This is a genomic window from Paenibacillus sp. FSL W8-0919 (genome assembly GCF_038003785.1).
Lineage (GTDB): Bacteria > Bacillota > Bacilli > Paenibacillales > Paenibacillaceae > Paenibacillus_AQ > Paenibacillus_AQ lactis.
The window spans coordinates 3,341,420-3,359,390 of record NZ_JBBOPV010000001.1 but is presented as its reverse complement, the minus strand read 5'-3'; the positions used below and the strand labels follow the sequence as shown (position 1 = coordinate 3,359,390).

The window sequence follows — 17,971 nt, the reverse complement described above, 5'->3', positions numbered from 1 at the left end:
CACTCCACCTTCCGTAAATCCAGGACAAAATCCGTTTTAATTGTTGAGGTAGGTTCCATGACAGTCTAATGGGCCACAACCCGGGACACAGTATAAAACGAGAGATCGGATAAAATCCCATCCTATGAAGGCTTTCAAAGCATCAAAATGGGCAGCATGATGCCCGAAAGCACACATGCTGCCCTGAACAAGCCGTTAACTTAGGTGAGCCGAACATCGACCACACTATGCCTGCAGAGTTCGCCCCGCCCAGGTTCAACGAAATGTTAAGGCCGTTAGCATCGTAAAACAGTCCTACCACGTCACCGGCATTCAATTGTACGTCCCCGGCTAACGCAACATCCCCGCTGCCGAGTACGGCCCGAAGTGTCAGCACAAGGGCGACGTTGACATTCAAGACGGGAAACAGGCCGCTAATCAGGTTCGTTGTTACCGGTGAAGTCCGCCGAGCCACAAAGGCCGGATTCACGCCAGCGCCAAGGGAAACCGTGAGGGCTGTGGTTGTCGAATAGTTTATGGTTGCCTTGATCGCATATCTGCCCGTTACCGGAACGGTGAAATTCCCCGTCACTGGATTGAAGGCTGCATCCGTATAGTATGGTGATGTCACTGTCCAGTTTGTTAGCTGTGAGGATGTCGTTAAACTAAGTGTCGGCAAAAATGCCGAAAAACCAGTCTCTGCGAGACTAGGGCCCGTAAGCCCCGTGGCACCAGTTGCCCCTGTTGCACCGGTGGCACCGGTTACTCCGGTCGCTCCTGTTGCTCCGGTCACTCCTGTTGCTCCGGTCACTCCGGCTGCTCCTACCGCTCCGGTCGGACCCGTTGGCCCCGTCACACCGGTCGCTCCCGTGGCGCCTGTTGCTCCAGTTGCTCCCGTCACTCCAGCTGCTCCTACCGCCCCAGTCGGACCCGTTGGTCCCGTCTCACCTATCGCCCCCGTGGCGCCTGTTGCTCCAGTCTCTCCTGTTGCCCCCGTCGCTCCCGTTGCTCCCGTCACTCCGGCTGCACCTACTGCCCCGGTCGGGCCCGTTGGCCCCGTCTCACCTGTCACCCCTGTGGCGCCTGTTGCTCCAGTCTCGCCTGTTGCCCCCGTCGCTCCCGTTGCTCCCGTCACTCCGGCTGCACCTACTGCCCCGGTCGGGCCCGTTGGCCCTGTCTCGCCTGTCACTCCAGTGGCGCCTGTTGCTCCAGTCTCGCCTGTCGCTCCCGTGGTTCCTGTAGCTCCGGTCACTCCGGCTGCTCCTACCGCTCCGGTCGGACCCGTTGGCCCCGTCACACCGGTCGCCCCCGTGGCGCCTGTTGCTCCAGTCTCGCCTGTCGCTCCCGTTGCGCCTGTTGCTCCGGTGGCTCCCGTCACTCCGGCTGCTCCCGCCGCTCCGGTCGGGCCCGTTGGCCCCGTCTCGCCCATCACCCCTGTGGCGCCTGTTGCTCCAGTCTCGCCTGTCGCTCCCGTGGCTCCGGTCACTCCGGCCGCCCCTACCGCCCCGGTCGGGCCCGTTGGTCCCGTCTCACCTGTCGCCCCCGTAGCGCCTGTTGCTCCAGTAGCTCCTGTTGCTCCAGTCTCACCTGTTGCCCCCGTCGCTCCAGTTGCTCCCGTCACTCCGGCTGCACATACTGCCCCGGTCGGGCCCGTTGGTCCCGTCTCACCGGTCGTCCCCTTGGCACCTGTTGCTCCAGTCTCGCCTGTTGCTCCGGTGGCTCCCGTTACTCCGGCTGCACCTACTGCCCCGGTTGGGCCCGTTGGCCCCGTCTCGCCTGTCACCCCTGTGGCGCCTGTTGCTCCAGTTGCTCCTACCGCCCCAGTCGGACCCGTTGGCCCCGTCATGCCTGTCACTCCCGTGGCGCCTGTTGCTCCAGTTGCTCCTACCGCCCCAGTCGGACCCGTTGGCCCCGTCATGCCTGTCACTCCCGTGGCGCCTGTTGCTCCAGTCTCGCCTGTTGCCCCCGTCGCTCCCGTTGCTCCCGTCACTCCGGCTGCACCTACTGCCCCGGTCAGACCCGTTGGCCCCGTCTCACCTGTCACCCCTGTGGCGCCTGTTGCACCAGTCTCACCTGTTGCCCCCGTAGCTCCGGTGGCTCCCGTCATTCCGGTTGCACCTACTGCCCCGGTTGGGCCCGTTGGTCCCGTCTCACCGGTCGCCCCCGTGGCGCCTGTTGCTCCAGTCTCGCCTGTCGCTCCCGTTGCGCCTGTTGCTCCGGTCACTCCGGCTGCTCCTACCGCCCCGGTCGGACCCGTTGGCCCCGTCTCACCTGTCGCCCCTGTAGCGCCTGTTGCACCAGCCTCGCCTGTCGCTCCCGTGGCTCCTGTTGCTCCGGTGGCTCCCGTTACTCCGGCTGCACCTACTGACCCGGTTGGGCCAGTTGGCCCCGTTGCACCCGTTTGACCTGTTGGACCCCTAACACCTGTTGCACCGGTCGGGCCTGTGGCACCGGTTGGCCCCGTCTCACCTGTGGCTCCTGTGACACCCGTAGCTCCGGTTACGCCAGTTGAACCAGTTGCGCCTGTCGCTCCGGTCACTCCCTTCGGATCCATTGGATTGCAAGAGCCGCATGGTGCATGATCGCCACGAACCAGCGACAGCACCTGACTTAATTTATTGTGCAGCGCCAACTGCTTCTTGGTCAGCTCCTGAATGGTCTGCCGGATGCTCTCATTAACCTTCAGAACATCCGTAATCGATGAGGGAGGCCCTGTAACTCCAGGGATCGTGCCCAGCACAAACTGCAGTTTCTCCCCTTCTGCATGAATGATGTGACTTAACCCCAGCTCCTCCATTGCGATGGAAGTCAGCAGCTGATTAATGGCTTTCTCCCGATCCGGCACAGCACTTGGATTGACTTTCGATGAACTGTCATCCCGCATACGGCACCTCCCGTCACTCCATTACGCGCAAGCAATGCCTACAATCGAAGATACCGCTAACTTTAATCCTTCAACAAGGCCGCAATCTGATTGAATTTCATCTGCAGCATCATTTCCCGCATCGTCACTTCCTCCATTAGACTTCTGGCAGAAGCCTGCACCGCCATGTAATCTGGAAAGGATAGATCTCCCGGGGGATTGGAGCCCGGATGCAGCGTACCGGCAATGTACTGCAGCTTCTCAGCCTCCGCGTTGATGATATGGGCAAGGGCCATTTCTTCTATAGCGATGGAGGCAAGCAGCCGCAGTACGCTTTGTCGGATATCCGCAGAAATGTCCATGCCGGACGAAAGCTCCATCCAGCTCATTCCAATCCCCCTTTGTCACCCTTCGTATTGCCCGTCAGAGCACAGCACAGGTCTATTTTAGCTTCAACAATATATTGGTATATGGAGAGGACATGCCCATCCGCGCTTCCTTTGAGGCTGGTCGATTCATGACTCCTGGTCCGTCCTGCTCGAAGGGCTTGTATGCACGAAACATACTCACGAAATGCTGCCTCCGCAGCCTCAATCGATGACACCAGCTCCTTGACCACGAAAAGCTCGGCATCATTGCCCGCTGAATGCTTCATCGGCTACTCCTCATCCTCATCATCTTCATCCCATTGACCACCCAGCTCCATGACGTTCTCTAGCTTGCGGAGAAGCAGCCACTCCTTCATGACAATGACATCCATCAGCTTCGCTGCCTGATTGCCAAGCTTGATGAGGTCGGCACGGGACATATCGACCCGCTTGCCGGACTGCCCAAGAACGGCTTTTATTTTATCCGCCTCCGCATGCATCAAATGCGCGATAGCATTTTCCTCCATGGCGATGGATTTCAATAAGTCGATAATGACCTGCTCTCTGGTCGGTCTGAATTTCTCTTCGGGAATAAGCGGCATGCTCAAGATATGACCCCCTTCGAGGAATGAAGTCAGCATCGCACGGGTGGATTAACGACGAGTCATTCCCATCTATTATTAGCCTATTGGCTGCCAGGCGCCGATATTCGCGGATATTGCCCCGAAATCGCATGGTTCCACATCTCTTCAGGTTCAGATCACTGGCGGAGATGAATATATCTTTAATATTTAAAGAAGGTTGGAAGCGAGGGAATGGCGATTGGTCAGTATCAGTCTGTGCATGATTGTCAAAGACGAAGAGCAGGTCCTTCACCGCTGTCTGTCGTGTGTATCGCATATCGTGGACGAAATCGTCATTGTGGATACAGGCTCAAGGGATGGCACCAAAAACATTGCCCGCTCGTTCACGAACCGGGTCTACGATTTTGAATGGATCGACGACTTTGCAGCCGCCCGGAATTATGCCTTCAGTCTGGCCTCCAAAGACTATATTCTCTGGCTGGATGCAGACGACGTGCTGCTCGAGAATGATCAACAAAAGCTCCGCCATTTGAAGGACACGCTGGATCCGAGCACCGATTCTGTGACCATGCTTTATCACCTGCGTACCGATGAATATGGCAACGTTACCTTCAGCTTGCGGCGCAACCGTCTGGTTAAGCGGAGCCGGGATTACCGCTGGATCGGTGCGGTCCATGAGTATTTGGAGGTGTACGGAAACATCATTCACAGTGACGTGGCGATTACCCATGCCAGCTCGGAAATCGACACGGACTCCGGCAGAAACTTGCGGATCTATAAGAGGCTCGAGGCATCCGGCGAGGCGTTCACACCGCGTGATTTGTTCTATTATGCAAATGAATGGAAAGATCACCGCAACTTCCGGAAGGCGATTGAATATTACGAAAAATTTCTAGAGACCCAATCAGGCTGGATCGAGGACGTTTTGGCAGCCTGCAGCAGGCTGGCAGATTGCCATCATGAGCTCGGCGACGCTCAGGCATCGTTCGAAGCGTCGGTGAGATCGCTGCAGTATGCGGCGCCTCGTCCGGAGTTTTGCTGCCGCATCGGATACCGCTTCTTGGAAAAAGGGGATTACACCACCGCGGTCTTCTGGTATACACTTGCAACCGGGCTTGAGTTGCCCGCTGACCATATGGGGTTTCAAAACGCCTCCTTTCATACTTGGCTTCCCCACCTCCAGCTCGCGGTCTGCTATGACCGGATCGGAAAGTACGAGCTGGCCAATGAACATAACGAGAAGGCATTGTCCTATCGGCCAGAGGATGCCACGATGCTGGCAAACCGGGAGTATTTCCGCAACAGGCTGCACCCAAACGAAAACGACCTATAAGCCAGGAGAAAGGCGGCGCTTGCTATTGACTACGAAACGAATCCGCGTTCTGATCGGCAGTCCTGTCCGGCAGCAGCCGGAAATTTTAAAGTTTTTCCTGGATTCGCTGCTCCGGCTTGATCGGGAACGACTTGAGATTAGCTACTATTTCATTGACGACAATACAGATCGTGATTCCAGCTTGAAATTAAGTGAATTTATACTGCAAAGCCCGCGCGTGATCATTCAAGCTGCCCACCGCCGGGACGAGTACCTGCGTAACGAAACGACGCATTATTGGAATGATTCGTTAATCTGGAAGGTCGCGGACTACAAAAATAAAATCATTCAATACGCGCTTGACCTGCGGTTCGATTATCTATTTCTGCTCGATTCTGATTTGCTGCTGCATCCCGCCACCCTGTAGCATCTAATTGCATCGGACAAGGATATTCTGTCCGAAATTTTCTGGACGAGGTGGCAGCCTGAAGCCAGGCCGCAGCCCCAAGTATGGCTCAAGGACGAGTACACGCAGTGGGTTCAGCATCGGGGAGAAGTCCTGAACGAAGCCCAGAAGGAGGAGCGCTACCAAGCATTCATTCAGCAGCTGACGGAGCCGGGAATCTATGAAGTCGGCGGGCTCGGAGCCTGTACCTTGATCAGCCGGAAGGCCCTTCTCTGCGGTGTCCATTATGCTCCGATTTATAATTTGTCGTTCTGGGGAGAGGACCGGCACTTCAGTATTCGCGCTGCCGCACTCGGCTTTACGTTGTACGTGGATACGCATTATCCCGCATTTCATGTCTACCGGGACAGCGATCTTCCCGATGCGGCGGCCTATATGCAGCATACCGGAGCTGATCCTGACCTGAACAAGGAGGTCCCTCCTCAGCCTCCTCAGTCGGATCCCAGCCTGCCCGGGTCCCGTCTTTTCTCCCCCGTACTGGTTAGCCGCGGCCGGGATCAACCGTCCTTAACGCTGACTATGGTCCTGAAAAATGAAGGAGAACGCTACCTGCGGCAAGCACTGATGCGGCACCGCGAGTACATTCATCAAGCGGTTATTATTGATGACGGCAGCACGGACAATACCGTTGAAGTATGTCTTGAGGTTCTCAAAGGGATTCCGCTCCGTCTGATCGTGAATGAGCACTCCATGTTTCATAACGAGATTGAACTTCGGAAACGGCAGTGGCAGGCATTGACGGAGGTGCAGCCCGAATGGATTTTGAATCTGGATGCCGACGAATGGTTTGAGCCGTGCTTTGCCAAAGAACTGCCGAAGATGTTACGTCAATCCGTCTATGATGTGTTCTGCTTCCGGCTTTATGATATGTGGAGCAACAGCCATTACCGGGAAGACGAATGCTGGCGATCCCATCATTATTACCGGCCGTTCCTGGTGCGTTACCGGCCGGATTTTCACTATGAATGGAAGGAAACCGCGCAGCATTGCGGCCGCTATCCGGCTAACATTCTGGACCTGCCGCATCAGCTGTCCTCTGTCCGCCTTCAGCATTACGGATGGGCGAAGCCGGAGGACAGGCTGAACAAGCTCCGCCGCTACCAGAGTCTCGATCCGGAGGCGCGCTATGGGTGGAGGGCCCAATACGAATCCATTCTGGATGAAGCGCCAACGCTTATTGAATGGTCCGAATCATAGATACCATAGAAGGAAGCGATGAGATATGAAACTGATTCATACGCTGCCGTTTTTCGTTCGCACCGACTCGCGCGAGGAAGATTTGGAGATGGCAGAGCTCGCTTTACGCAGCCTGCGCATTTCCGGCGATGAAGGCATCGTTGTCTATAACCAAGGCTGCCTCTCCAACGAGGAGCTTCGGCGATGGATGCAGCGCCTTGGCCATGCACCCGTAATCCTGGGCGACGGCTCGAACGCCGGCATCGTCCGGGCAAGACAATCCTGCTTCGAGTTTATTTGGCAGGAATATCCGGATGTCGGTTATATATCCGAAATTCATATCGATATGTTGTTCCCTCCCGGCTGGTGCGAGCCGTTGATCCGCTACCTTGTCCGTACCGGCGAGCCGATGGTTTCGCCCGGCATCGTTACGTCGAGCGGTGAGCTTCAGCCTCTTCGAACATTCATTCAACTGCCGGAAACTTCCGGGAAGCTGATCGAAACCCTGCAGCAGCTTTCGCGAGGCGATGTGATGGAAGGCTTCGTGCACCCGGTTGTGCATCATGCGGCGACATTACGGGAGATTGGCGGCTATGACCCCCGCTTTCTGCCCGGCAAGCAAGGATACGAGGATGATTCGCTGCTTCTTGGCATGCTCTATTACATGGGAACCCGAACCGGTTGGAGGCCGAAATGCTGTCTGGAGTCATGGGTCTACCATGCCACGATGGCCCAGCGGATGTCACTATCCGGAAGGGAAACCGATTTTTCTAAAAATGAAGAAGGACTGGTTCATCAGTACGGCGCCTACGGATGGAAGCATTTGGCGGATATCCATGGCGGATCGGAGGAGTTTCGGCGTCTGTTCGTTAAATATACGCCGGTTCATGAAGAGGAGGCAGAATCGATGCCAGAGATCGACAGGCAGAAGCGGGTTTGGGATCAGCTGTGGACACAGGAAGTGTCGTATCATTGGGATTCGCTCAGCCAAACGATTTACGATAAGATTCTCGGGGTTATCGGAGAAATCCGGAACAAGCGTATTCTCGAAGCAGGCTCAGGCACCGGTAAAATCTCGCTGCGCCTTGCATCCGAAGGAGCCGAGGTCACGTTGGCGGATTATTCCGAGCAAGCGATCTATCAAAGTCGGAACGCATTCTTAAAGGATCACATTCCCGGCACCTTCGTCGTATCGGATATCCGCAACCTGCAGCTTCCAGATCAACATTACAATCTTGTTTGGAATGCCGGTGTGCTTGAGCATTTTCAGATGGAGGATCGCATCAGGATGCTGAAGGAAATGAAGCGGGTCACTGCGCCGGGAGGCACGATCCTCGTGCTCACCCCTTATGCCGAATGCTTGCCATACCGAGCAGGCAAAGAAGCTGCCGAGCAGCTCGGAACCTGGATGTACGGGGACGAATTTCCGGTATCCTCCCTTATGGAGGAGTTTGCCGCCAGCGGAATTGCGATGGTCCAAGAGGAAAGCATCGGGTTCCTCGAGAGCCTTCCCTTCCTTGATTTCATCCAGGGTGCCCAGATGGTGAAGCACTGGCTGGAGCAGTGGTACCAAGGGCTTTCAAATGAGGAAAAAGCTCGCATCCCCGGCTACCTCCTAGTCAGCATCGGCAGCGTCGAAGACGGCGGTGCCTTCGCCCCTGCGGAGCAGATTACGGCACGCAGCTCTTGCGCAGTGAGCCGTCCGACGCTTTAGGACCACGGTATCGACATGACAAACATCAGGCCAGAACAAACAGCAGCCCACCTCATGGTTTGAGGCGGGCTGCTGTTTTTCTCTTATTTTACATAAACGGTAATGCTGACGGTCTTCGAATCGAATTTGCCTTTAATTCGGGCAGTTCCTTTGGCAATCGCCTCGATTCGTCCGTTTGTCACTTTGGCAACGCTGGCGTTGCTTGTCGTCCATACGACCTTATCGGCAACATTAGCCGTCGCACCCGTATCATACTCGGCGGTTACCGTAACCGTCTTGATATCTCCCGGCTTCAGGTCCAGCCGCTTGTCGCTGGCGGTCAATTTCTTCAGCTTCGGCACGACATTGACCTTCACCTTAACTTCTTTACCTTGATAAGCCCCCGTAATGGTTGCCGTTCCTTCGGCCACCGCTTTAACCGATGTTCTGGACGCCGTCACGATGGATGTATCGGAAGAGGTCCAGTTCATTTTGGATGAAAGCGAGATGGTCTTGCCGTTGCTGAAATAGCCTGTTGCCTTGATCGATTTGGACTTCTTAATGTTAAGTTCAATCGTTTCCGGCTCTACAACGATCTTGACCACTTCCTGCTCAACGGCAACCGGAATCTTGACATCCTTGTTAAGATAGGTTCCTTTCAGCGTGGTTGAACCCTTGGTCAAGCCTTTAATCGTACCGTCCTTGATGACCGCAGCCGCAGAGGAACCTGTAAGCGACCATTCGACCAGGGAGGTTACATCCTTCTCCTCGCCGTCTTCAAATACGGCGTTCACTTTCGGCAGCGTCTCTGTTTTGCCGATGACTAGCTGGTACTCTTCAATTTCAGGCAATAGAACCAGGACGCGCTCGTTCACCGTAACGTGAACCGTGGCTACCTCTTTCGAACCGATCTTTCCGGTCAAAGTAGCGGTTCCTGCATCGACTGCCTTGAACTTGCTGCTCTCTGCCGTTACAACGTTCTCGTCACTGGAAGTCCAGACAACCTCTCCGCTGAAATCCTTCTTCTCGTTATCCAGGAGAAGCCCCGTAACTTTAGGATAAGATTGGGACTCATCCTTCAGCAGCTCGATATCGCTATCTTCCATTTCGAACTTCGTCACGGTCGGATGTACCTTGACGGTGAATTCCTTGCTGATGCCAAGATAGCTGACCTTAATGGTGGAAGTTCCCGCAGCGCGGGCAGTAAGCACGCCTTGGTCTACCGTAACGGCAAGCGGATTGGAGGAGGTCCATTCTCCGTTCACTTCGATCGAAGAGGTAGCCGCATTACGAACGAGTGTCTTGATTGTCACCGATTCGTTCATAAACATTACCGGATTTTTTACGAAATCATTCTGATCCAGAATCAACGCTTCATATGGATTGCGTACATACACATCAAGCTTGGCGGTAGTGCCCAGATAGCTGACGCTAATGGTCGCTTTCCCCAAGGCCACCGGCTTCAGCTTGCCGTCCTCCACGTCCGCAACAGCCGGGTTGGAGGATTTCAGCTTGACCTTATCGGTGACATCCGTGCCGAGTCCGCTCTCCGTTTCGGATTGCTTCGCGTACACCTTCAGTTCAATCGGCGCATCCCCGACCAACAGCTCTTGATCTTCACCTGGTACGATCGAAAGCTTCTGGTAAGGAGCGATGACCTTTACGCTGTATGATGCCTTGAGTCCCTTGTACTCTGCCGTAATGGTCGCCGTGCCAAGGCCTTCGAGCGTCAGCTCGCCTTTATTCACCTTCACGACGCTCTCGTCGGAGGAGGTCCATTTGGCTTCTGTCGTTACATCGTTTGTCCCGTCGGCCAACGCTTTGACCGTCAAGCCTTCGGTTCCGAGCTTGTACTCGGCTTTGTCGGGCTGATCCAGCTTCAGTTCATCAATGGCGTACTGGACATTGACTTCGATCGTCTTGATGGCCCCTTTATATTTGGCCGTGATTCGGGCCGAACCCTTTTCCAGCGGTGTCAGAAGTCCGCCGTCTACCCGGACGATCCGCGTATTGGAGGAGGTCCAAGTCGCTTCATTGGTTACGTCGCGTTTGGATGTCGTTCCTTCAATGTTGGCCAGCACCCGGAGCTGCTCCGTAGTCTCATTTACGATCAGGTGGATGGTGCTTTCATTCGTATCAAATTCAATGGATGTTACATCCCCGGAGGCGGCGAATACGCTGGTTGGAAAAACCATCGCCAACATCATCACAACGACCAAAGCAAGCTTCGTTGTCTTTCTGTGTAAGCTCATTTATTTCTCTCCTTTGTACCTAGCCTGGGCAAGGCTTTTTTTCCGGTCTATCTGTTATATCGACAGCCCGGGCGTTCATCGTTACCTTCGGAGGGTAAATTGGGCATAAAGTAGGATATGGATTCTGCCTATTCATTCATCGATATCGTTTGATCTACCTAAGCTCAGCCTGAATCCCTCCCGCCAGGTCGGGTAACGGGGAACCCAGCCCAGCTGACCGCGGGCCTTCGCGTTAGATGCCCCCCGCTCCCAAGGAGCTTTCCCTTCCCGAAGCTCCGGCATTGGCGCTCCGAGCGCGTCAGCATAGGCAGGAAGCCAATCCGTACCTTTGGCCGGCACGTCATCCACGATGTTATAGATGCCTGACGGCCAATCAAGAGCGAGAGCTGCGGCATTCGCTGCGTCTTCCACATGAAGGAACGACGTCATCGCTTCAGTCGCGGGCACTTCCTGATGCAAGATCCGCTTTGCCATGATTCCGCCGCGATCATACCAGGTACCTGGTCCATACAGCATCCCGTAGCGAAGGATGACGTGACGCGGCATCTCGGAAACCGCTTGTTCCAAGGCGCTCACGCCGTCAACGGTCATCCCTCTCGGATCTGGGGCACCGATATCAAGAGGTACCGATTCCAACGCGGGGGAATCCCCCGGCTCATAGGCCCAGGATATGCTCTGAGCGATCATTAGCGGTACCCCTGAGGCCAAGGCGGCATCCACTAAATTGCGCGTGCCGTCCCTCCGTATTCTCGCATTGTCCTCAAGATTCCATTGGCTCAGCGATGTAAGCTGGTGTATGATTGCGTCAGGCTTCACGGTTGCCACGGCCTCCATCACGCGCTCCCGGTCTAAAGCATCGGCAACCACCGCCCGAGCACCCAACTGTTCGATTGTGGAGCCGCGTTCCCCGCTCTGTGTCATCCCGGTTACTTCATGCCCTGCACGCAGGAGCTGCGGCAGTAGCAGCCGTCCAATGACGCCTGTTGCTCCGGCAACGAATATCTTCATCTTCTCTCCTCCTCCTTCTGATCTTGAGCCATTTCACCACTTCATTCATCATAAAAGGTCATATGGGACTTGTCGGACCGGTAATATTCCATTCGATCCTGCAATGAACCGGTATGAAATTCGAACATGTGGCCATCGGGATCCAGAAAATAAATCGACTTCTTATCCCGCTCATCTCTTGAGCGTCCCGGAACAATCTCAACGCCAAGCGCTTCCAACCTGGCCAGCGCCGATTCATATTCGCAATCCTCGATCGTAAAGGCGATATGCGTATACGTCCGGTGAATTCGGCTACGATCCGTCTCTTCCTGATTCAGCGCGATCCAAAGACCGTTCAGATCAAAATAAGCGAGCTTCCTTCCTTTTACCAATAGCCTTGCTCCAAATGCTTCCCGATAAAAATCGATCGAACGCTCGAGATCTGAAACCGAGAAGCACAAATGATTAATCGGACTGATGTTCATCCCGATTCCTCCTGTCCGCTAATGATGGTCAAGGATGTTCTGCACTTCCAGAGGCGCATGCAATTTTCGGAAGCCGCTCTCTATATATGTATTGAACCAATAGGCATGGTAAGGCTGCAGGCCGGCATCCCTGGCGCCTCGCAGCTCATCCGATCCACCGTCTCCCACAAATATGGACTCCTCAGGCGTCACCCCTAACCGTTCGCATGCCATTAGATAGATTTCCTTCTGCGGCTTGGCCATACCGACCTCATAGGAGAAAATAACCTCATCAAAGCAGGATGCCAGGGGGCTTCTGCCAAAGTGAATGACCTCCTCCTCCGTGCAATTGCTGATCAGTCCCAGCTTGATGCCCCGTTTCTTAAGCAGGTCCAGCATTTCCAGAATATCCGAACGAATGGACTGAAAGGGAAGCCCCTTCTCTTCAACTCGCGCCCGATACAGCTGCTCCACATGTTCATGGGGATAGGAGAGGCTTCGCTGCTCCAGAATATCCCGGATCACGGCATGAAAAGTCGGGAACGACCCGTTCATCCTCCGCTCCTGGCGGGCCCTCCATTCCCGCTTGAACTCATCTTGGGAGAGACCCAGCCGATCGGGATCATCCTGCTGCCTCCGGAATATCCGCTTGCCATCCGAAAATTCCGTGATCAAGGTTTCATATAAATCGAATATTGCCGCTCTCACTCTCATCGATCCAACCCCTTTGTCATGATCCGGAATAACCGGCCTCCTGTGGAAGTCTCGCTGGATAATAGCGAGCGGTCTCTTCTAATACTCTATCGTTCTTCTCATCCCATATCTCGCTCAGCTCGAACGTTCCGTCTTGAAAGAACAGCGGGAATCTGCGCTTAAACCAATCCTGCATCGGCAGCTTCAGCGCGTCCTCGATCTCAACCCAGACAAGTTCCCCTTCGGGAGGCTGCTCCAGCAGTTCACCTTCAAAGGAGGTCGCCAAGTAATTAAATACCATGTATCGATGCCCCGAGTTCGGCTCGCAGGATTCCTCCAGCCCTTTGTATACAATGTCCTTTACTATAAGTCCGGTCTCTTCGCGCACCTCGCGGATCGCTCCGTTCACGATGCTCTCCGGAAAATCAACTTTGCCTCCAGGGGCGATATACCCGGGGAATCCCTTCGAATCCGGCCTGTTTAATAGCAGCACCTTGGTACCGTCCTGTACCATGCACATGGTGTAGAGACTCACTTCATTACGCACAGGCACCCTCCCTCTTCTCTTAGATGATTCGCTATTATCTAGTATAACGCCTGGGTCCCCGCCAATAAATTACAAGTTTGATTTAATGAAATTTTTCTCATGATCGAACGCAAAAAAACCAGAGCTCGCTCTGGTTTTTCATCGAATAATGGGTAGGTTAAGCAGTCTATACTTATGCCGCCATCAGCGCTTGCGGCTGATAGCCCCAGCTGTATTGCATCAGCGCATTGGCGCTTGGGGATTGAGCCTGCAGCGGTGCAATGCCGATTGCGCTGACTTCGCTGCTGTTCCATTGGATGAGCCTGACGGCAGTCTCAACATCGCCTGCTTGGTAGGCAATCGCCAATGCTTGCAGGTTTACGGCCATCTCCTCATCCTCCGGCGTGTCCAGAAGCAGCTCTTCTTCGGGGTCCAAGTCACGGAGAACCTTGTGCGCCCGATGAAGTGCAGCCTTCACAGCGCCTTCCGTCGTCTCCAGTATTTGAGCCGTTTCCGCGCTGCTGTACTCATAGACATCCCGAAGCAGCAGCACCGTCCGCTGCAGCGGCGACAAATGCTTGAACAACAATTGAAACGTCACTTCTAAATGGAGCGCATTTTCCTCCCGGGCATCGGATTCTGTGGGGAGGAGCTGCTCCAGCTTATCCTCCAAAATCCGGCGGTAAATGCCCTCCCTGCGCACCCGGTCAATCCAGGTGTTTTTCGCGATTCGCAGCAGCAGCGCCTCGGGGTTCATATGGGTTCGGTCCTTCATATTTTCCAGCACCTTAATCCAGGTATCCTGCATGAGATCATCCGAATCCCAATCAGATCTTGTAAGCGACAGACAGTACCGGTGCAACGTTGCATTCAGCTCCGGGAGGCTGTAACCCGTATCTGATTCTGTGCCACCCGGTCGATAGATGGTCATCGGCGGCCAACTCCTTTGTATACGATTATCGTCAGGTTATCTTATAAGTAAACGAACGAAAGCTGCATATCGTTACTCGGATATCGAAAGTTTTTTTTCTGCTTCTTTCGTACCTTTTTCGCAGGCTGGATCGTTTACTTGCTGAATCACGAAATTTGAATGAATACGGAGGGAAAAGACATGAGCGTAATACCATATGTGGTTGAGCAGACGAGTCGGGGCGAGCGGTCTTACGATATTTATTCCAGGCTGCTGAAGGACCGTATTATATTCGTTGGAGCGGCGATTGATGACGCCGTGGCGAACAGTGTTATCGCCCAGCTGCTGTTCCTGGCGGCAGAGGATCCGGACAGGGATATTCATATGTACATCAACAGTCCTGGAGGTTCCGTATCCGCAGGCTTTGGAATTTACGATACCATGCAGATCATCAAACCACAAGTCAGCACCATCTGCACAGGATTTGCCGCTTCCTACGGCGCGATTCTCCTGCTTGCCGGTGCGAAAGGCAAACGGCTGGCTCTTCCGAACAGCGAGATTATGATCCATCAACCGCTTGGTGGCGTCCAAGGTCAGGCCAGCGATATTGCCATCACCGCCAAACGAATTCTGAAGACCCGCGAGAAGCTGGTTCAAATTACGGCCGAGCGTACGGGGCAGCCAGCCGAACGGGTGGAGAGGGATATGGACCGCGATTATTTCATGACCGCAGAGGAAGCGCTGGAATACGGGATCATTGATGAGATCGTAACCAAGCTGTAATGAAACACGGTTCGATCAGTGAACAACATGCCCCGGTCCATTGCTCACGAGTCCATGGCACTATAAATTAAAGGAGTGAAGCTCACGATGATGCTGAAGCATTTGCTGAAACAACAGGCGGCCGTTCATTTTATTGACGGAGGCTGCGTTAGCGGAGGTACACTTGAGGAAATCGAGGACACATTCATTAAATACAAGGATGAGTATGAAATGCTGTACATTCCGTTGTCCGCGATCCGATACGTAGCGGTCGATACGAAGGAAAGAGACAAAGCCCCGGTCGGATTTACCGCCTCCTAGTCCTTCCTCGGGCAGTGCGGCAAAGCCTTCTCGTCCAGTTTGGTTTACCTTTAGGTTTTAGTATAGCTTAGCTTGAGAATGCAGAGAACCGCATGAACCCTATTTGGGCTCATGCGGTTTTATTGGCATATTGACTATTTTATCGATCAGGAAGGAACGAAGGCGCTTGCGCTCCGGATCGCTGCCGTTCTTCTTGTGAAAGCCGATAAACTGCAGTGCGTGAACCATTGAATAGAAATCGATGACGGCCAGCTGGTCCGCATCGGCGCCCCATTGGGTGCACAACTCCTCGATATAAGGCATGCCAGCAGGACCAATATCGGAAACAACGGCTGTCTGGGTGAGGCCGATCATATACAGCGGATCTCCGTAACAGACCCAGTCGAAGTCCACGATCCCCTGCAGTTCCCCATCCCGTACGATAACATTCTTGATCGTCACATCATCCAGAAAACAGATCGGCCGGACTCTCTTAAAGTAAGGCTCATAATGCTCCTTGATGGAAGCCAGCCTGCCAATAAGCTCCTGGTCGATGTCATCCAGGATATGAGGAAGATGACGATCGTAATCCCGCTCAATGATTTCGGACCAAGAGGCATACGGCCCCGGCCGACCGATGGGTACCCATCCGTAGCCTTTCCCTTCAGGGAGCTTGGCTGCTTGGTCTTGAAATGAGATGATCTGTCCGGCTAACACGCGCATCTGCTCTCTGCTCATAGCAGCAAGCTCGTCGCGCAAATCCTGTCCGGGGATTTTCTCAAGGATCATGTAAGCCCACGGAACCTGCTTCTTGGTAAGATCGACCGCAAGAACAGCTGGTACCGGCAAGCCGAGCCTGGCGAGAATGCTCAAGTTGTTCCCCGTATATGCCAGTACCTCTGGCTCCGTATTCGTCCGGATAATCAACTCCCGGTGAGCGAAGACTGCGGCAAACACCTGATTGGTATGCCCGAACGACATTGGCGTTATAGAGACAGGAATCTCGCCGGACCATACCGTCACTAGACGAATCAGCTGCTCTTCCATTCTCATATCTACTCCCCTAGGTGGTACGACGTAAATGTACGGTTAATAATAAAATATCTTCAGTCAGCTTCTTCCCTGTCCCGCTTCCTGCAAGCATAGGCAAGTCGGTATAGCTCGGCGATATCGTCCCGTCCATTCTGAACGAACCTTCGGACTGCTTCGTCCAGCTCCACGGTCTCCACAGCGATAACCTGCTCGGCTCCCTCCGGGTTAAGCGGCTCGAATGCGAGCCTCACCTCCCCGTAACCGACCGCTCGAACAAAACGGGGGTGCGGAATATGGGGCCGAAACGGGCCGGGAGCGCTCGATTCGCAGTGAAACTGTCCGATCAGCCGGAAGGATTCCAGCTCTGCGCCCAACTCCTCCCTCACTTCCCTGCGCAAGGCATCCATATATCCTTCTCCCGGCTCCAACGTCCCTCCAGGAAGCTCCCAGCTTCCGTCCGCAACCTGAAAGACGACGCACCGATCCCCCGCAAAGGGGAGGATGGTCACATTGCTGACCAAGCCTTCATCGAGCTCGTCGTCGCACACATACCGCGCCTTTACAACGCCCCAATGAATGTCGTTCGATAGTGCCGGATACTGGTCCCAATCGATGTCCCTTTTCATTTGCTGTCCAACCTCCTCCGATCCATGGCTTACCGTTCAAAAACCATTGCGGGTCTATCCTATCCCTGCCCCAAGTCAGTTCCCGTAATGGCGGACCATCAGCACCTGTTCCATGGACGTGGCAAGTCCCAGCTGCTCAAGAGACTGCACCAACGCTTCTTGGGATGCCCGGATATTGAAGGCAGAACGTCTCACCGCAAGCTCAGGCTGATACACCTCCGACAACGCCGAGGCAATGACCCCCTTGACGTCAGCATGGCCAGGGGCTGCTTCACAACGGAACAGCGTAATCGACGCGGGCTTTCCGCTCGGGTCGAAGGCTCGCTTAAACAAAGCATAGCCCACCATTTCCTTCCCTGCATAGACGAGGACGCATTCGCCGTCCTGAATGCAAGGAAGATCATTCTGCCACACATCGCCGGACCGGTAGAAAGGAACCGCTCTCAATTCTCCCGCTTGCCCGCGGGTAACCGTATAGGCATCCGAGGATTCCTGAGCGTTATCTGCTAACGTGCCTTCCGCGGACATGATCAAAAGTCTGTCGATGACGGTATAGCCTACCCGTTCATACAGCTTAATGGCTGCGGCGTTCGTGCTTATTGCTTCCAGATAGGCGCGTTGAATTCCAAGCTCCTCATAAAGCTCCGAATTTCGCTCCATCATGGACAAGCCAATGCCTTTGCCGCGGTATTCCGGTGCAACGGCCGTTCCTCCGTTCCACGCCAGCTTCTTCCCATCTACCTCCCGGAAGCTGTTCATGACGATGCCGGCCGGGTGCCCGTCCACAAAGCAGGCAAGCGACCTTTCCATACACAGTCCTAAATGGCTTGCTCGGGCAATAAAACGGTCAAGCGGCATGGATGCCTGGACCATATAACCTTCGAACGAGCGATTCCATATCTCGGAGGCTTCCTTCACCGGAAGCTCGCTCAGCGGTTTATACGTAATCATGCGATAAATCCCCCTTCATAAGCAGCA

At 54.5% G+C, this 17,971-nt stretch carries 17 protein-coding genes and 1 pseudogene; 5 read left to right on the top strand and 13 right to left on the bottom strand.

What is annotated here, in order from left to right:
* Positions 1-142 precede the first annotated feature (142 nt).
* The 4 genes from NST44_RS15160 to NST44_RS15145 form a co-directional block, all read right to left on the bottom strand.
* Complete coding sequence (locus NST44_RS15160; protein ID WP_340900027.1) at positions 143-2,863, bottom strand: collagen-like protein; 2,721 nt, start codon at positions 2,861-2,863, stop codon at positions 143-145.
* A gap of 62 nt (positions 2,864-2,925) precedes the next feature.
* On the bottom strand, positions 2,926-3,231 hold the full coding sequence (locus NST44_RS15155; protein WP_007133279.1) for a hypothetical protein: 306 nt from the start codon (positions 3,229-3,231) through the stop codon (positions 2,926-2,928).
* A complete protein-coding gene (locus NST44_RS15150; RefSeq protein ID WP_007133280.1) occupies positions 3,228-3,497 on the bottom strand; it encodes a hypothetical protein in 270 nt (89 codons plus the stop codon). Before NST44_RS15150 ends, NST44_RS15155 begins: the two co-directional genes overlap by 4 nt.
* Before the next feature lie 3 nt (positions 3,498-3,500).
* Positions 3,501-3,812: a hypothetical protein gene (locus tag NST44_RS15145; RefSeq protein ID WP_244152812.1), complete on the bottom strand. Its 312-nt coding sequence runs from the start codon at positions 3,810-3,812 to the stop codon at positions 3,501-3,503.
* Positions 3,813-4,032: 220 nt separating this feature from the next.
* Between NST44_RS15145 and NST44_RS15140 the strand changes: the two genes are divergently transcribed.
* From NST44_RS15140 to NST44_RS15125, 3 genes and pseudogenes are all read left to right on the top strand, one after another.
* A complete protein-coding gene (locus tag NST44_RS15140; RefSeq protein ID WP_007133282.1) occupies positions 4,033-5,127 on the top strand; it encodes a glycosyltransferase in 1,095 nt (364 codons plus the stop codon).
* A gap of 25 nt (positions 5,128-5,152) precedes the next feature.
* A pseudogene (locus tag NST44_RS31075) lies at positions 5,153-6,769 on the top strand (glycosyltransferase).
* A 25-nt stretch (positions 6,770-6,794) separates the two neighbouring features.
* Complete coding sequence (locus tag NST44_RS15125; protein ID WP_007133285.1) at positions 6,795-8,462, top strand: class I SAM-dependent methyltransferase; 1,668 nt, start codon at positions 6,795-6,797, stop codon at positions 8,460-8,462.
* 83 nt (positions 8,463-8,545) lie between these two features.
* Here NST44_RS15125 and NST44_RS15120 read toward each other — a convergent pair whose 3' ends face one another.
* The 6 genes from NST44_RS15120 to NST44_RS15095 form a co-directional block, all read right to left on the bottom strand.
* Entirely contained in the window at positions 8,546-10,693 is a 2,148-nt protein-coding gene (locus tag NST44_RS15120; protein ID WP_007127994.1) for an Ig-like domain-containing protein, read from the bottom strand.
* Between the two features lie 132 nt (positions 10,694-10,825).
* A complete protein-coding gene (locus NST44_RS15115; RefSeq protein WP_007127993.1) occupies positions 10,826-11,701 on the bottom strand; it encodes an NAD-dependent epimerase/dehydratase family protein in 876 nt (291 codons plus the stop codon).
* A gap of 41 nt (positions 11,702-11,742) precedes the next feature.
* Positions 11,743-12,165 carry a metallothiol transferase FosB gene (fosB, locus tag NST44_RS15110; RefSeq protein WP_210094727.1) on the bottom strand — a complete coding sequence of 141 codons (423 nt, stop codon included), beginning with the start codon at positions 12,163-12,165 and terminating at the stop codon, positions 11,743-11,745.
* Between the two features lie 18 nt (positions 12,166-12,183).
* Positions 12,184-12,858: an HAD family hydrolase gene (locus tag NST44_RS15105; RefSeq protein WP_007127991.1), complete on the bottom strand. Its 675-nt coding sequence runs from the start codon at positions 12,856-12,858 to the stop codon at positions 12,184-12,186.
* A gap of 16 nt (positions 12,859-12,874) precedes the next feature.
* Positions 12,875-13,357, bottom strand: a complete 483-nt coding sequence (locus NST44_RS15100) for an 8-oxo-dGTP diphosphatase (protein WP_050953988.1) — start codon at positions 13,355-13,357, stop codon at positions 12,875-12,877.
* Positions 13,358-13,556: 199 nt separating this feature from the next.
* Positions 13,557-14,294 (bottom strand): RNA polymerase sigma factor, encoded by a 738-nt coding sequence (locus NST44_RS15095; protein WP_007127989.1) that lies wholly within the window; start codon positions 14,292-14,294, stop codon positions 13,557-13,559.
* Between the two features lie 180 nt (positions 14,295-14,474).
* Here NST44_RS15095 and clpP point away from each other — a divergent pair, with 180 nt between their 5' ends.
* Positions 14,475-15,056, top strand: coding sequence for an ATP-dependent Clp endopeptidase proteolytic subunit ClpP (gene clpP / locus NST44_RS15090; RefSeq protein WP_007127988.1), 582 nt, complete (start codon positions 14,475-14,477; stop codon positions 15,054-15,056).
* A gap of 87 nt (positions 15,057-15,143) precedes the next feature.
* Positions 15,144-15,356 carry a hypothetical protein gene (locus tag NST44_RS15085; protein ID WP_007127987.1) on the top strand — a complete coding sequence of 71 codons (213 nt, stop codon included), beginning with the start codon at positions 15,144-15,146 and terminating at the stop codon, positions 15,354-15,356.
* A 99-nt stretch (positions 15,357-15,455) separates the two neighbouring features.
* Here the strand turns inward: NST44_RS15085 and NST44_RS15080 are convergent, their stop codons facing one another.
* From NST44_RS15080 to NST44_RS15070, 3 genes are all read right to left on the bottom strand, one after another.
* A complete protein-coding gene (locus tag NST44_RS15080) occupies positions 15,456-16,388 on the bottom strand; it encodes a phosphotransferase family protein (RefSeq protein WP_340900026.1) in 933 nt (310 codons plus the stop codon).
* Positions 16,389-16,441: 53 nt separating this feature from the next.
* Positions 16,442-16,993, bottom strand: coding sequence for an NUDIX hydrolase (locus NST44_RS15075; RefSeq protein ID WP_007127985.1), 552 nt, complete (start codon positions 16,991-16,993; stop codon positions 16,442-16,444).
* 75 nt (positions 16,994-17,068) lie between these two features.
* A complete protein-coding gene (locus NST44_RS15070; protein ID WP_007127984.1) occupies positions 17,069-17,944 on the bottom strand; it encodes a GNAT family N-acetyltransferase in 876 nt (291 codons plus the stop codon).
* Positions 17,945-17,971: the final 27 nt, after the last annotated feature.

What these genes read in the sequence shown, in the direction of transcription:
- NST44_RS15160 (WP_340900027.1), bottom strand. Translation starts at nt 2,863, where the DNA reads ATGCGGGATGACAGTTCATCGAAAGTCAATCCAAGTGCTGTGCCGGAT.
- NST44_RS15155 (WP_007133279.1), bottom strand. Translation starts at nt 3,231, where the DNA reads ATGAGCTGGATGGAGCTTTCGTCCGGCATGGACATTTCTGCGGATATC.
- NST44_RS15150 (WP_007133280.1), bottom strand. Translation starts at nt 3,497, where the DNA reads ATGAAGCATTCAGCGGGCAATGATGCCGAGCTTTTCGTGGTCAAGGAG.
- NST44_RS15145 (WP_244152812.1), bottom strand. Translation starts at nt 3,812, where the DNA reads ATGCCGCTTATTCCCGAAGAGAAATTCAGACCGACCAGAGAGCAGGTC.
- NST44_RS15125 (WP_007133285.1), top strand. Translation starts at nt 6,795, where the DNA reads ATGAAACTGATTCATACGCTGCCGTTTTTCGTTCGCACCGACTCGCGC.
- NST44_RS15120 (WP_007127994.1), bottom strand. Translation starts at nt 10,693, where the DNA reads ATGAGCTTACACAGAAAGACAACGAAGCTTGCTTTGGTCGTTGTGATG.
- NST44_RS15115 (WP_007127993.1), bottom strand. Translation starts at nt 11,701, where the DNA reads ATGAAGATATTCGTTGCCGGAGCAACAGGCGTCATTGGACGGCTGCTA.
- fosB (WP_210094727.1), bottom strand. Translation starts at nt 12,165, where the DNA reads ATGAACATCAGTCCGATTAATCATTTGTGCTTCTCGGTTTCAGATCTC.
- NST44_RS15105 (WP_007127991.1), bottom strand. Translation starts at nt 12,858, where the DNA reads ATGAGAGTGAGAGCGGCAATATTCGATTTATATGAAACCTTGATCACG.
- NST44_RS15100 (WP_050953988.1), bottom strand. Translation starts at nt 13,357, where the DNA reads ATGTGCATGGTACAGGACGGTACCAAGGTGCTGCTATTAAACAGGCCG.
- NST44_RS15095 (WP_007127989.1), bottom strand. Translation starts at nt 14,294, where the DNA reads ATGACCATCTATCGACCGGGTGGCACAGAATCAGATACGGGTTACAGC.
- clpP (WP_007127988.1), top strand. Translation starts at nt 14,475, where the DNA reads ATGAGCGTAATACCATATGTGGTTGAGCAGACGAGTCGGGGCGAGCGG.
- NST44_RS15085 (WP_007127987.1), top strand. Translation starts at nt 15,144, where the DNA reads ATGATGCTGAAGCATTTGCTGAAACAACAGGCGGCCGTTCATTTTATT.
- NST44_RS15080 (WP_340900026.1), bottom strand. Translation starts at nt 16,388, where the DNA reads ATGAGAATGGAAGAGCAGCTGATTCGTCTAGTGACGGTATGGTCCGGC.
- NST44_RS15075 (WP_007127985.1), bottom strand. Translation starts at nt 16,993, where the DNA reads ATGAAAAGGGACATCGATTGGGACCAGTATCCGGCACTATCGAACGAC.
- NST44_RS15070 (WP_007127984.1), bottom strand. Translation starts at nt 17,944, where the DNA reads ATGATTACGTATAAACCGCTGAGCGAGCTTCCGGTGAAGGAAGCCTCC.